The sequence below is a fragment of the Chitinophaga sp. Ak27 genome, from assembly GCF_012726295.1.
In the GTDB taxonomy this organism is placed as follows: Bacteria; Bacteroidota; Bacteroidia; order Chitinophagales; family Chitinophagaceae; genus Chitinophaga.
Genome location: NZ_JABAOB010000004.1, coordinates 20,241 through 35,262, shown reverse-complemented (window position 1 = coordinate 35,262; position 15,022 = coordinate 20,241). Strand labels below are relative to the sequence as shown.

Below are 15,022 nucleotides of genomic sequence, written 5' to 3'. Positions count from 1 at the left end.
GATTAACTGTCTCTTTCACCGTTATGATCCTTTAATAGTATTAGTCCAGCTCTATGAGATGGTTGGTTTGCGATAGCTTATGCAGGAAATAAGTCCCTATGGCGATATCGAAAACAGCCATTCCCATTGGATTGAACATTACAGGTACATCAGGTGGATATCTGGCTATACAGTCGCCATATACCACATTTATTATCGACTGCGTGTCTGCCTGCTGAAGGCTTCTCTCTTTATGCATTACTTCAATATCCGTTTGTTCCCGGCAAACCTCCTCCCAATTATCCACAATGATAGCACCCCGGAACCAGTCGAATGCAACCGGCATATAGTCTCTCAGCGATACATTCAAATGAAGGGATCCGGATTTCGGCCGGCGGTCTATGTACGGACGCTTAGATACTGTACAGGTAATAAAAATATCTGCGCTATCATATGCTTCCATCCAGCTACCGGCTATCTGAATCTTCGCTATAATGTCAGGAGACAGTTCTGAGAGATCAATTTCCTTTAGATCATAAAGCACAATCTTTGCGAGATTTTCACCAAGTATGTCAACGCACATCTTAAGATGATACCTCCCGATAGGGCCAAATCCGGAGATACCGAGGGTAATCTTCTCCGGGTTCCTGGCATCCATAAAGCGCTGTATCACCATTCCGCTTACAGCCGCGGTTCTGATAGCACTGAGCAGGGCCGTATTAATTACAGCTTCAGGTTTACCGGTATCTGCGTTATTCAGGATCACCACGCTGTGGGCCCTGGAAAGCCCCTTATTAATATTATCGGGAAAACTGGCAATCCACTTGATACCAGACATATTACAGGTGCCCCCTACATACGCAGGCATGGCTATGATCCTGTTTTTCATATCCTTATAACGCAGGTACGGTTTTATAGGTTGTGCGTACTCATTAGTAAACAAACAACCTACTGTATCAGTAATAACACCAACGGCTTCCGGCCAGTCAAGCACGATTTCTTTTAAATGATTTTCATTCAAATATTTCATCTCTTAATCTATTAATATAGTTCCTTTCGCAAGTAATTCGTCACACCAGGTCTTATTATAGATAGTATTACAATAACGTTCTCCCCTGTCGGGCAATACACAAAGCACATTTACAGGCTGCCTGCGTGGAAGCCGGGAAAAATATTGTTTCATTGCGGCATACACAGCTCCCGACGACCCACCGGAAAAAATGGAGTACTCACTAAGTAACTCCTGGCAATTTGCGATGACGTCTGCTTCACTTACCCATACCACCTCATCTATCAATGCACCTTTCAGTATGTCTGGCACCATACTGGAACCGATTCCCGGAATAGACCTTTTCATTGGTTTAGCACCGAAGATAACAGAGCCTTCCATATCCACTGCAATAACAGATGCCTCCGGAAACCGTTCCTTTATTTTTCTCGAAGCGCCGGTAATAGTGCCGCCAGAACTAACACCAAGGAAAACATAATCAAGTCCGCTGCTAAAATCCGCGCAAATCTCTTCTCCAAGGGATTTATAATAGGCTTCTGCATTCAGCTCATTCCCATATTGATTGATCCAGTAACTGTTCCCGATAGCGTTCTTCAGCTCCTTCACTTTCTCAATCCTAGTCAACAAATACCCGCCATTCCTATCCGTTGTTGTCACCTTGCATATTTCGGCGTTATAATTGCTACCGATCAGCATTTCATTGATGGGAGAAATAGTGGGGTCAATAACGCATATAAACTTCAGGGAAAGCAATTTACAATAAGCGGCCAATGCCACGCCGAAATTGCCGGAAGAAGATTCTATGATAGTGGTATCCTGGTCTATAATTTTTTCCTCCAGGCATTTTTGCAGAATGTAATAGGCTGCCCTGTCTTTCACACTCCCTGTCGGATTATAGTATTCCAGTTTGCAAAACAGGTTAACATCGGGCAAATCTGGCGTATCCAGTTTTACGACCGGTGTATTACCAACTTTCTCTAAAATGCTGGAGATAACCATTTTATTTACTTATTTATTGGTGTGAGATATATACTGGTATTAGACAATTGTATACTCAAATCTGGCTAAACAGTGCCTTCAGATCATCTTCATCCAACTCAGAGGTATCAAAATCCGATGCGGTAAAATAGCGGCCAGGCGCCATCAGAAGGTGTTGAATAATTTCCTCCAGTACTGCTATATATTGCTCGATAAAATTTGTAGCGGCATGAGCAGTAAAATAGTGGCTGTCGTAGGTAATTTCTACTTTCAACCGGCCGTAGATCACTATTGCATTTATCTCAATACATGCTGTCGGGGCGTTTTCCGGGTCGATATCTTCTCCTGAAAAAATATCTTCATAGGAAAAAAGGTCATTGTCTGTATCCTGGTCAAACTGCCCCAGGTAATTCAAACGTACCGGCGCCTCCTGATGCTGATCCGAAAACTTTCCGTACAGGTCTTTCAGTATACCATACCCTATGCCCTGCTGAGGTATATTATTAAGTAACTCTTTTACATACCGGAGCTGCATGCCGATATCCCCGGTCTCCAAATGCAGGCTAACCGGGTACATGGCAGTAAACCAGCCAATAGTCTTTGCCACATCTTCTCCGGGCAAATTTCTCCCATGATGTTCCATCTCTATTTTAACATCCGGCGTATTGCACCAGTCTTTTAAAACTATCGCCAGTGCAGTGGTAAGCAACATCAACGTATCAGTATTATATATCAGGTGCGCTTCTTTTAACATAAATTCAGTAAGCCGCTCATCGAGATGAGCCACTGTCTTTCCAGTACGGGACAATCCGGTTGCCCTTCCTGATATCATCGGCATTTTGAATACCGTCGACGACATAGTTTGCCAAAATTCGCTGGTTCGCTCCACTATATTCTCCTGTAGCGCATATCTTTCCAACAGCTGGGGCCAATCCTGGCAGGAACCGGTTTTACGGGATAGTAATGGTGGTTGCCCATTTTCCAGTGTAGTATACAAACGGTACAAATCCTCCAACAGTATCCTCCAGCTGATACCATCCACAACCAGGTGATGTGCCGTGATTAGCAGCAACATGCTGTTCCCCTGGTAAATAATCAAAGGCTTTATCAGCAACGTATCATGAATATTGAAGGAGTTCTTTACACTGCGCCCTTTGGGCGCAATAGTTTCTGTAGCGCTTAACGTACAGGTATCGATTTTAAAAGGCTTTCTCAGGTAATCGTTGTTAAAAAACGGCCTGTTATCCTTTTCATCATAGTTTAACCGAAGTGCGTCATGATGTTCTATTATTTTCCCGAAAGCAGCATCCAGTAAGGCATTATCAACGCGCCTTTTAAACTTCAGGACTATCGACTGATTAAAGTAATGCGGATTTTTAAGTTGCTGCCTGAAAAACCAGTGTTCCACCGGCGTTTTCGCCTTAAACCCTTCTGCTGTTCCCTGGTTGATAGCTGCGGTATCGGTAAAAGATGCCTGCAAACTCAGCTGGGAAATAGTGGGATAAGTAAGTATACTTCTCGTGGAGAGACTAATGTTTTCCTCTCTCAGATATCCGGCTATCTGAACTGCTTTAATGGAATCGCCCCCCTGCTCAAAAAAATTATCTTCCACACCGGCACCTGATATCCTAAATACTTTCTCCCAGGCAGCCGCTATCCGTTCTTCCATGGCAGTCCGCGGAGCAACGTGCCTGGTACGTCTTTCCGCGGATGGCAGAGGCAGACGTTCCTGGTCTACTTTCCCATTCCTGGTCAAGGGAATAGCGTCGATTATTACAAACTTTGCCGGAATCAGGTAAACCGGCAAATGTAAATACAGGTGTGTTTGCAAACTTTTCAAAAAAAGCTCTTCGGAAGTATTCTTCTTATCCATCACCACATACGCGCATAAAAAAGCAGCACCATCTTTATCTTTCCGGGTCAGCACCACTACATCTTTCACATCTGCCACCATCTTTATATACTGCTCTATTTCAGCCGGTTCTACTCTATGCCCGTTTATTTTGGCCTGGTTATCCACACGCCCCTGGAAATCGATCTCTCCACTGCTGAGTTTCCGGGCCAGGTCTCCTGTTTTGTACATTTTTCTTCCCGGGCAAAAGGGATCATCGATAAACCGCTGTTCCGTGAGTATTGGATCATGCCAGTAACCTGCTGCCAGGCAGTCGCCGGCTATATAAATCTCTCCGGTTACGCCATATGGGACAGGGTTCAGATACCGGTCCAACAGATAGATGGCTGCATTGTCCATAGGCCGGCCAATTGGAATATTTACGCCATTATCCTTTTCTGGCTGGTACCGGTATATCATACACCCTACTGTTGCTTCTGTAGGGCCATATTCATTATAAATATCTACGTTTCCACCCAGGGTATTATTTATTGCAGCTGCCAGCGATGTTGTCAATGCCTCACCGCCAACAATGATTTTCCTGATGCGTGTAGCATTCCCCTTGCTGATCAATGACGGATCTGCCGCCATCATCTTGAGATGCGAGGGCGTCAACTTGATAACATCTATACGGTTGTCTTCCAGCACCTGCTCAATCGACAGTTTACTACCTGTATCTTTATAAACAACAATAGTATTGCTGGTTAGCAGGGGAACAAAAATGCTGGTAATAGTAAGGTCAAATGATATCGAGGTAAACAATGGAAAATCCGCCGGCATTGTTGCGGCATATATTTTAGCTCCCCACCAGGCGTAATTGACCAACGACCGGTGTGTTACCATCACGCCCTTCGGATTCCCCGACGTACCGGAAGTGTAGATGATATAGGCAATACTTTCCGGAGAAATATCTTTTTCTACCGGTAGATCTATGTCACCAAGTACGGGGTAGTCGTCCACGTTAACGAATATAGCCTGCGGTAATCCCAGGTCGTGCTGTCTTACTATATTCTCTGCGTTTGTGATCACCACCGCTGCGCCACAATTCTCCAATACATATTTTATTCTTGCCGATGGCAACACCGGATCAACCGGAACAAACGCGCGGCCAGACTTAAGCACTGCCAGGATAGCGACTATGAGGCCGGCGCCTCTTTCAAGAATGATACCAACAGGCTCATTGCTCCCCGGCTGCACCCTCTCCAGGAAAGCAGCCAGCCGTACTGCCCTGGCTTCCAGCTCCCCGCCAGACCATGTGAGCCTGCCTTCGGCTACTGCAATATATCCCGGATTCCGGGCAATTGCCTCACTTATCAGCTGATGTATCGGTGTATGCCGTGGATAGGCAGCAACGGCGGCATTAAAGGTAACGGTATGGGCCCGTAATTCTTCCGGCGACAGCATATTTACCTTTGCAATAGTGATATCTATTGAGGTAGCAACATATCTCAGGACATTTTGGTAATGCTTCGCAAAGTTGTCAATGGTAGCAGGTTCAAAAAGTGAAGTAGCATATTCAATATAAAACTTGTCTTCTGCTTCAAATATCTCCAGTGACATATCATATTTGGCAACGCCCGGATCAAAAAAATACCGGCTAAGATGGATATTATCCGTACCCGGCACAGGTACTTCCAACTGCTGATAGATAAACATCGTATCGAAGAGCTGATTGCGGCTCATTTCACGCCGCATGCCTGCCAACGCAACCATCTCGCTGAATGGATAATCTTGCCTGGCAATGGCCTCCTGTGACATATCAGCGAGTGAGCTTAGAAATGCGGCCAGCGTTTTGCTTCCCTCCGGAGCTGCCCGCAGCGCCAGGCTATTAACAAACATCCCGAAAACACCTTGCCACGCCGCCCTGGAGCGTCCACTTACCGGTACCCCGGTTACTATATCTTCCTGTCCTGTGTATTTTGCCAGGGTAATATACCACGCAGCTAAACAGATGGTAAAAAGTGAGACCCCACGTTCTTTTGCCACAACCTGCAGCTGCTGCTTCAATTCAGTATCCAAGTAAAAAGCCCGTTTCTCCCCGGCATAGTCAAATACCGGAGGACGTGCCTTATCAAGGGGAAGTGATAATATGGGCAACTCACCCTGCAAATGATTCTTCCAGAACGACTGATGCTGGGTCATCTCCTCACTGCTACTGTTACTTTTCTGCCAACCCAGGTAATCCATATAACTAAATGCTGGTGGAGAAAGCACTTTTCCTACATACAACGACATTAACTCTTCCAGGAAAAAAGCAATCGAAATGCCGTCAGCAATAATATGATGGAAGTCAGCAAACAGGATACACTTTTTTGCCGAAACACGGAACACCTTTATGCGAAAAAGCGGACCTTTATGCAGATCAAATGCCTGTAGGGCATCCACCAATGCTCCATTTAGATCTTCCTCTACAAGATATTCATAGATTATTTCCACATCGACAGTCTCCGCTATAAATAACGCCGGCGCCCTGTCCTTCAATCCGAAAAATCCTCTTAACAGCTGATGTCTGTCCAACATTTGACGCATGCTTTTCTCAAGCGCTACGGTGTCCATTTCTCCTTCCCAACATAACGCAGATGGAATATTATAGGCGATTGAGTTCGGATTTGACTGCCATATATAGTATAACCTCTCCTGTGTGGATGACAACGGATAAACAGCGTCGAATGGGAAATGAGTAACAGGAGCTGGTATAGCACCAGCGTATGCCTGGTCGATATATTCGGCAAGCCGTCCTATTTCGGGATAAGTATACAGATCTCCCACCGACAGATCAACACCCATTGATGCCTGAATCCGCATGAATAGCCTCGCTGCCAGCATGGAGTTTCCGCCTATAGAAAAGAAATGATCACCTGCATTTAATCCCCGCCGCTCCAATACTTCCTCCCATATCTCAGTTAATGTTGTTATAGTAGTACTATCAGCCGTTTTCTCCTTTTCACCAGCAGATCCTATACTTTGTGCCATATCTTCAAGCACCTGATCAAAAGCTCCGGCTGCATATTGTTCGATAAGCCTGTAGCGTTGTATTTTCCCACTGGTTGTTTTAGGAATTTCTTTAACAGGGATAATATATTCAGGAACCACACCCGCTCTTTCGTTAATGATTTGCGCCAGGCCTGTATATAGTTCTAAAAAATCTGTTACAGTGCCTCTGTGCTGTACAAATACCAGCACCTCTTCTTTATCTTTCTGAGGATTGTAATACCCTGCTACAGCTATTTTCCCGGCACGTACTTTCGGATGTCCCTGCGCTTGTAACTCCAGGTCATGAGGATAAAAGTTTTGCGCATTCACGAGGATAAGGTCTTTCTCCCTGCCGGTAATATATAAATCCCCATCAAGCGTAAATCCAAGATCACCGGTATCCAGCCATCCTTCAGGGGAGATGGTGGCAACTGTAGCCGCCTCATTATTATAATAATGGCTGGTAACATTATCCCCCTTAATCAGAATATGTCCTATGGTACCCGGCTCTACACGTTGACGATCACCATCCGTGATTAAAATATTACAGTTATCCGAGAGCGGCCTGCCTACATTTACAAAAGTAACTCCGTTACTATGCGTGGATAATACTTCAACCTTGCTGCCAACGCCCAATGATTCCCGGTTAATGGTAATCGCTTTCACCGCTGCTCCCGGCCGACTGAAAGTTACTGCCAGACAGGCCTCTGCCAACCCATATACAGGAAATATTGTACAGGCGGATAAACCGTAATGTGCCATTCTCCTGGTAAATGCGTCACACAGCGAGGCGGAAATTGGCTCTGCGCCGTTGGTTATAATTCTCAGGCAGGAAAGATCAACATGTTGTAATTCGTAGTTGTCCAGGTAATTTAGAATATAAGCGTACCCGAAGTTAGGTGAGGCCGTAAAGGTAATCCGGAACCTGCTGATTACTTCCAGCCACAATGCAGGGCGTCGTATAAATAACTCCGTTGGCATGATATAATGCTCCCAGCCAGCTACCATCGGTGTTAGATGATAGCCAATAAGCCCCATGTCGTGCGTTAGTGGCATCCAGCTAAAAAAAGTATCTCCGCTTTCAGGGCTATCAATGTGGCCCAAAATCGCCCTGCAATTAGTCAGAATATTTCTATGGGTAAGCGTTACTCCCTTGGGAGTGCTGGTAGAACCGGATGAAAATTGAACGTAAGCGATAGTATCCTTATTTGCCGCAAATATCTTTCCCGTACCCTGCGCCTGGCTGGATTCCTCCAGCAACAGGATCTTGTCTGCCATGTCTTCCAGGCTAACCTCAACCGTCATTGAACGAAAACCCGCTTTTAGCTTCTCCAATGCTCCCCTCGTAGTAATCAGGCAAGGATTATTCAGGCAGTCCCACACGTTAAGAAGCTTTAGATACTGATCATAAGTTTTGCCAACCGCAAGAGGTACCGGGATGATACCTCCCAGTATGCAAGCCCAATAAGTAATGAGAAAAGAAGATGGTTCTTCTATCTGCAATATCACTTCATCATGGGGCTTCAGGCCTTTCTTCTGCAAATAAAAAAGCAAACGGCTGGCCTTGTCATATAACGCAGCATAGGAAATATGTTCCTTGTCTGAATTATTTTTAATAAAACTCACGCCGCGCATATCGGTCTTTCTTGCTTCCAGAAGATCAATAAGCGTATTGACTGTTTCCGACATCAGGGCAGTTTGATATAGATGTGAATAGTATTGTCCTGTACAACACATGCATTCCAGGTGGAATTACAGGAACGTTGAGTGAAAGAAAAGATAAGTGCGAATCCAAACATTGACACGTAGCATTAACAGCGGCTATACACCGCATTAAGCTTTTATCCGATTGAATAATTATTCTGCAGCGATAAATACTCCGGCTGAAAAGCGATCAGGATACTTCTTTGCAGGAGTTCTACTCTCACCAGTATACGCTTTAATCCTTTATACTTAACAACTTCACAGGATAGTCCACACAAAGGCCCCTTGTTGATCAACAATACCTGACCCTCCTGGAACCTTTCATCAGATACGCAGAGGTCTTCTCCATGTTGTGCAACCAGTGCTATCCGATTAATTATCTGTTGATCTACCCGGGCCAACTGCTTACCAAATCTTACATAATATGCAGCGCCGGCAACATGCTGTCCATAGTAAAACTCTTTCAGGCTCTTGAGGTTAACGAATACATAAGACGGGAAAAGCGGCGTATCCATCATCTTTTTCCGGTCATGCCACTGGCGTACCGATTTGCTGGTTGGGAAAAAGCATTCCACTTCACATTCTGTCAGTTGCTGTAATACTTTCTTTTCCTGGCGTGCCAATGTGTAGATCAGATACCACCCTGCTACAAAATTGCTCATGTTATTTTGATTTTTACAACTAGGAAGATTATAATTGAGATGAGTCTGGGATTATCACTTTATTATTTACCACAGTATAGTTGCCCTAACAGCATACCTAGGCCCTCCTATTGTATGTTAACACTAGTTTCCGAACAAAGCTATCGCTGCCATTATCACAAGGAAATGGTACCGTTTAAATATATATGTAAGAGGGAAAGGAAATATCGGTGCTAATTTTTGGGCTTCATTTATTCTAAAAATCGTTGTGCAAAAATAAATACCTGGTGGTCCGACCAGAGATAAACAATCATCATTCAACTAAACCAAGTGCATTAATAACTCAACAAAATATCGATCTGTCAAATCATGCAAAAGCTATCGCTACGGTAAGTAACAGCGACCTAACCGGGATAAAAGTGTCTGAAAAAAAATGCCAGGATATTACAAGGTGACAGCACTTCTGTAACTTTCAGGGCATAGCTAACGCTACAATAAGTAACACTTACTCACTTTAATAAAATAAATTAAAAACCTATTAAGAATTAGATTCAATGGCTCACCTCTAAATCATGGAGTCTTACTTTAATAATCGGGCCATTTAATCTTAGAACCAGGACTCAATAACGTGCTAAGCTGGATTAAAACAACTAAAAGGGAAAATAAGTTAACATAGTGAAAAATAAGGTTACGAGTTATAAACACAAAACAGTAACTTTTTCTGAAAGTGAATATAATGAATGTTTTTTGTAAAATACAATAGGTAGAAAAAATTTTATTCGAAAAATAATTCAGCACATTTTAATTACTCGCCCGGTTAGATAAAAGATGAAAGAATTACAGGCAATCCGCTTATATACACTACAACAAAGGATTTATGGGGATTAAATGCCACGGTATTGACTTTTCGTGTAATGTTGTCCGTTAAAAACCAGGTATTGACATTGCGAAATATTTTTCTGTATATTTATAATCGTTCCATGTTAAAAGGCAAATGATCCGACAACTCATCAGTCCGCGAATCTTCTTGTTTGCCAAAATACTTTCTGTGAACCCGTGAAGCTGTTTATTAATATTTTTACTTGTAAATCAATCCACTCAATATTAACCCGAAAATACCTGGCAGTTTTAAAAACTGCCAGCATCATAAAAAATAATTTTCTATGAGAACTGAAGCAGACATCCGGCAAAGGATGGCAGAGATCAGAGGCAACCTCTCTATAATAGAAGAAAAAGCTAAAATTGAAATGGCTCAATATGTTGGTGATATCAGCATACGGAAAATCCATTTCCTTTTCCAGGAAAAAAAGGTCTGGGAATATGCCTTAAATCAACTCGAATGGATACTGGAAGAAATACCTCATCATCATTCAATCCATCAAGCGCTGCAGCATGAACAATAAAACCCTCCGTGTAATTATGTTTGGCGGACTGGGTGACGTATTATTAACGAGCCCGGTATTCAAAGCTATTAAAGAAAAAGCTCCTAAAAAAAGGATCGTTGTATTTTGCATTAACAAAAAGATGCAGCTTATTTTAAAGAACAATCCTTACATCAATAGAATTACCTCCGTCTCCTTTTGGAAAAACCCGATATCATTTATCAGATACTATCAAAACAAGGAGAACTTTTTTACCACTTTTTATGGCGCAATGCAGCCAACATTATTCTGCAATAAGAATGTGAAAGAAATTATTGCAGACCTATACAATGTAACACTAACAGACAAAAAAGTACAGATATACCTTTCTGATGAAGAAGATCGAAACGCGCAGAAAAGAATTGCTGCTTACAAAAACCCTATTGTAATGCATATCACCTCTAGAACCACCTCCAACCAGGAATGGCAAATACATAACTGGAACGAACTGGTTGCATCTATGCCGGAATATACTTTTCTCCAGGTAGGACTGGAAGACGAAAAGCCAGTAAAAAACGCAGTCGATCTCCGGGGAAAGACATCCATCCGGGAAACATTCGGATTGATTAAATATGCACGCAGCTTTGCAGGTGTCAATTCTATTTACTCGCATGCCACTAATGCATTTGACACCCCCGGTGTAGTAGTATGGGGACCTGCCCAACCTACTATATGGGGACACGAAAACAATATAAATATCTATAAAGCGGTACGCTGTTCACCCTGTCTGGACCTTATCCTCGGCCACCCCTGCCCTTACGACAAACGCTGTATGAGCAATATTAGCGTAGATGAAGTAAGAACGGCTTTACTGAGACAGCTAACCTGCCCATCAACATCTAACAGATAACTTACCGGCAATGCCTGACCCGATAATATCTCCGGCAGTTTACTATACCACCTACCATACTCCGCTCCCGACAGCGCGCTTTTCCCAACTATTGCAGGAAATCCCTGCACATTTCAGGGAAAAAATAAGTAGGTTCAGACGATGGCAGGACGCACATGCAAATCTCCTGGGAAAACTGCTTCTTTTGCATGCCTTGAAGGGAAATCACTGTAATGCCACCCTCAACGATATCGTATACACGAAGTATGGACGGCCCTACATCGTCAATGCCCCGGATTTCAACATCTCTCACTCAAGCGAGATCGTTGTCTGCGCCATTAATTGCAATGGGCGCATAGGCATAGATTTAGAACGATGTACACCTATTTCCATAAGTGACTTTCGACGTCAATTTTCACCGGCAGAATGGACTAACATTGAACAATCTACCCCCCGGGAGGCCCTATTTTATAAATACTGGACAATAAAAGAAGCTATTCTCAAAGCAGATGGAAGAGGTATCTTTACTTCCCTGGACACGCTCGACGTCACTAATGGCCCAGCCTTCCTTCTCGACGGTCAAACATGGTATATTACTCCTATCAGTCATTTCGAGCATTACATTTGTCACATAGCCACCAATATGCATCATCAACAATATACTATCCAAAAAGTATCCTTTATATCATAAGATCCCGCCAGCCATCTTCACTTATCTCCTGATCTAAAATATCAAACATATTATCAAAATATACACATCAAACAATTAGCAACAATCGGATGTAAAAGATAAAGAAACAAGATAATACAGGCAGGCTGATGGGCAGATTATCTAACATACCAAGGAAATGGTTAATGCTGATTTACAGTAGCATCGGCATACTCGTTATACTGATTACCGCCAACATCGTTGCAAACCGAATCATTCAGCATACCGTCAGTGAGCAACTTCAGCATCTTTCTCCTAAACTAAAAATTAGTTATTCCTCCATAAAAAGCAACCTATTCACTTCATCACTTGCACTGAGCAATCTTACCATAGCGTATACGCCGGATAGCAGCCATCACCAGCATGCCATGCATTTTTCAAGCATTGAACTTAATGGCATTCATCTCCTGGAGATGCTCTTTCGAAGGACACTATCTATCAATCATTTAAACTTAAATAATGGAGAAATAGACCTGGACCGGTTCTTAATGAATAGAAAAGATACGGCGCCCATACAGCTGTTGGCGCAGGCGCCCGTCAAAAGTATATCAATCAACCATCTTCAGTTAGGTCCCTTCCAGGTACGCGAGGATCATCAGCTACTGCTGAGTGGGAATGTGGGTATAGACGACATAAACATACATCATCTTAAGGACGCATTCGCCGCCGGCAATTTTCATTTCGGCGATATCAAAGGCAGTCTCTCCGGTATCACCTATCCCCTACCCAATGCCTACCATACCCTGATGGTCAAACAGGTAACGATAGACAGCCGCCAGGGATTACTGGAAATAGATTCCTTACAACTGCTACCACAATATAGCAAAGCCGACTTTTTCCCGAAAACCGACAACCAGCCTTTATTTGTGAAGGCAGGCATTGCATACATCTCCATTCACAATGTCGATATCCGGAAACTGTTTGATAAAAAACTGGTGGCTGAAAAAATAATTTTAAACCATCCCGTTTTGAATATCTATAGTGAAACTACCACCCGCCGGCCGTCATCTCTTTTTATTGACTTAACAAAAATGCTCTCTGCTATACAAACAGACTCCTTCAGGATGCGCCACGCTGCCATTGCCTGCGAAACCACAACAGGCGCCCAATTGAAGCTACATGGCGATATGGAAATAGATAAACCGGATATCCGGATAACAGATAGTCTTCCGGGTATTCGTTTCAAAACGCTTGCCTGCGCGCTAACCGATATTCAGGCATCCATCCCGGGCGCTCGCCAAAACCTTCAAATAAAGCAGCTGGACGTTGATCGTGAAGGCAGCTTACAGGCTGCTTCCCTGAAGGTAACTCCGCAATACGACAAGGTGGAGATGGGGCGGAAAGCCGGGCACCAGGTAGATGTTGTTGATGCCAGTATTTCCGGTGTAACGATCACCAAACTGGATATCAACAAATGTCTTCAACAGCAATTAGTAGCTGAACAAATATGGATCAAGGAAAGCAACTTTTATATCTTCCGGGACAGAAGGCTACCTCGTCTATCACAGTATAAACCGTTACCAGTTGCATTCCTGAAAAGCATCCCGGGTAATATCCGTGTTCAGCGTTTCAAAGTATCTGCGTCAACACTGTTGTATGAAGAATTCCCCAAAGACAAACTGCAAACAGGTTTGCTGCGGTTCGAAAGACTGCAACTTTCCGTAGCTCCGCTTATCAATAACCCTATCCCGTCTGACCCCGATCATATGGATCTGAATATGGAAGGTTCCATCATGGGCTCAGGCACTATTAAGACGGCCATCTCTTTGCCGTTTACCGCTGGTAAAAGTTATAATGTCAATGGGACAATTGATAATTTAGATGTGACCACCCTGAACCCATCCGCCGAAAATCTTGGTAATTTTCATGTAGAATCCGGACTATTGAATCATTTAGCCTTTCAATTCAGTTTCAATGATGAAAAAGCCAGTGGCAAGGTGGTGGGCGAATATCACAACCTGGTGTTGGATAAACTTAAAGGACAGCAAAAGAAAATAGCCAAATTCCCGTCGTTTATGCTCAAACATGTCATCATCCCAAAGAACAAGGATAAATCACTGCCTGTGGACCGTCGCACGGGTACGATAGATTATAAGTTTGACCATACACGCGCATTGTCGTTTTACCTGTTGAAGTCACTGCTATCGGGTATTGAGGCAAGTTTTACGTTTGGGTTTCTGCTGCCGAAATGATGGGGGTATTACCAAATCGGCAGCAGATAAGATAGCTTACTGGGTCAAAAAAATGAATGAAGGCCGGCTATTCAATGGCGAAACTGACTGACAAATAGATATATTGCTCTGCCAATGGCTTAAAGTAATAAGTTTCTGCCACCGTGGTTTCTTGTTGGGTAAGATCCGTAACCGCGAGCACAGGTCCCAGCTTTTTATTGATTGCTTTTGCAATTTTGGCGGCTTTTTCCTTACTGTCGAGGAATGCAGTTTCGTAGCCTTTTTCATCTTTCACCACCGGCTTGAACTTTATCCGGGTAGCGGTGATATTGATAATGTTGCCGTTCGCCAGCCTGGCAGCCGTCAGCAGTTCATCGCGGGAACGGGTTTGGAAAGTATATAAACCACCTTCCCTGAAAAGCTGTAGTGCCTGGTATGCCAGCTTATCTTCTTTGAACTGGTTTTCACTCAGACCAACTTCCTTTACCTTTGCAAAAAAGTCCTTTTTGACGTCTTCAAAAGATTTTTTGCCTTCCGTGTCTCCGTACTCCGGTGCTATGGCGAAATCGATCAGGTAAGCTTCCACTTCACGGTTTATTTTAGCGGCGCCACCCACCTGGATAGCATGGTTTTGTTGTTCCTGGGCATGGCCCTGTAGTGCCGACACCAATATGATGGCGGCCAGTATCATCTTTTTCATCGGTTGACGATTAAGTG

General features: G+C 43.6%; 9 protein-coding genes. 4 read left to right on the top strand and 5 right to left on the bottom strand.

Translation table 11 applies throughout. The features are described 5' to 3' along the window. Positions 1–40 precede the first annotated feature (40 nt). The 4 genes from HGH90_RS15045 to HGH90_RS15030 all read right to left on the bottom strand — a co-directional run bounded on the left by HGH90_RS15045 (position 41) and on the right by HGH90_RS15030 (position 9,196). A complete protein-coding gene (locus HGH90_RS15045; RefSeq protein ID WP_168762831.1) occupies positions 41–1,009 on the bottom strand; it encodes a 2,3-diaminopropionate biosynthesis protein SbnB in 969 nt (322 codons plus the stop codon). A 3-nt stretch (positions 1,010–1,012) separates the two neighbouring features. Next, positions 1,013–1,987, bottom strand: a complete 975-nt coding sequence (gene sbnA / locus HGH90_RS15040; RefSeq protein WP_168762830.1) for a 2,3-diaminopropionate biosynthesis protein SbnA — start codon at positions 1,985–1,987, stop codon at positions 1,013–1,015. 55 nt (positions 1,988–2,042) lie between these two features. Continuing rightward, on the bottom strand, positions 2,043–8,519 hold the full coding sequence (locus HGH90_RS15035; protein ID WP_169191453.1) for a non-ribosomal peptide synthetase: 6,477 nt from the start codon (positions 8,517–8,519) through the stop codon (positions 2,043–2,045). Between the two features lie 152 nt (positions 8,520–8,671). Beyond that, on the bottom strand, positions 8,672–9,196 hold the full coding sequence (locus HGH90_RS15030) for a UpxY family transcription antiterminator (protein WP_168762828.1): 525 nt from the start codon (positions 9,194–9,196) through the stop codon (positions 8,672–8,674). A gap of 1,142 nt (positions 9,197–10,338) precedes the next feature. Here HGH90_RS15030 and HGH90_RS15025 point away from each other — a divergent pair. The 4 genes from HGH90_RS15025 to HGH90_RS15010 all read left to right on the top strand — a co-directional run bounded on the left by HGH90_RS15025 (position 10,339) and on the right by HGH90_RS15010 (position 14,326). After that, complete coding sequence (locus tag HGH90_RS15025) at positions 10,339–10,578, top strand: hypothetical protein (RefSeq protein ID WP_168762827.1); 240 nt, start codon at positions 10,339–10,341, stop codon at positions 10,576–10,578. 250 nt (positions 10,579–10,828) lie between these two features. After that, positions 10,829–11,446, top strand: a complete 618-nt coding sequence (locus HGH90_RS15020) for a glycosyltransferase family 9 protein (protein ID WP_169191452.1) — start codon at positions 10,829–10,831, stop codon at positions 11,444–11,446. A 10-nt stretch (positions 11,447–11,456) separates the two neighbouring features. Next, on the top strand, positions 11,457–12,116 hold the full coding sequence (locus HGH90_RS15015; RefSeq protein ID WP_168762825.1) for a 4'-phosphopantetheinyl transferase family protein: 660 nt from the start codon (positions 11,457–11,459) through the stop codon (positions 12,114–12,116). A 128-nt stretch (positions 12,117–12,244) separates the two neighbouring features. Then, the gene (locus HGH90_RS15010; RefSeq protein WP_169191451.1) at positions 12,245–14,326 is read left to right on the top strand and encodes a DUF748 domain-containing protein; all 2,082 of its coding nucleotides are present in this window, start codon (positions 12,245–12,247) and stop codon (positions 14,324–14,326) included. A 67-nt stretch (positions 14,327–14,393) separates the two neighbouring features. Here HGH90_RS15010 and HGH90_RS15005 read toward each other — a convergent pair whose 3' ends face one another. Further along, a complete protein-coding gene (locus HGH90_RS15005; protein ID WP_168762823.1) occupies positions 14,394–15,005 on the bottom strand; it encodes a hypothetical protein in 612 nt (203 codons plus the stop codon). Between the last annotated feature and the right edge of the window lie 17 nt (positions 15,006–15,022).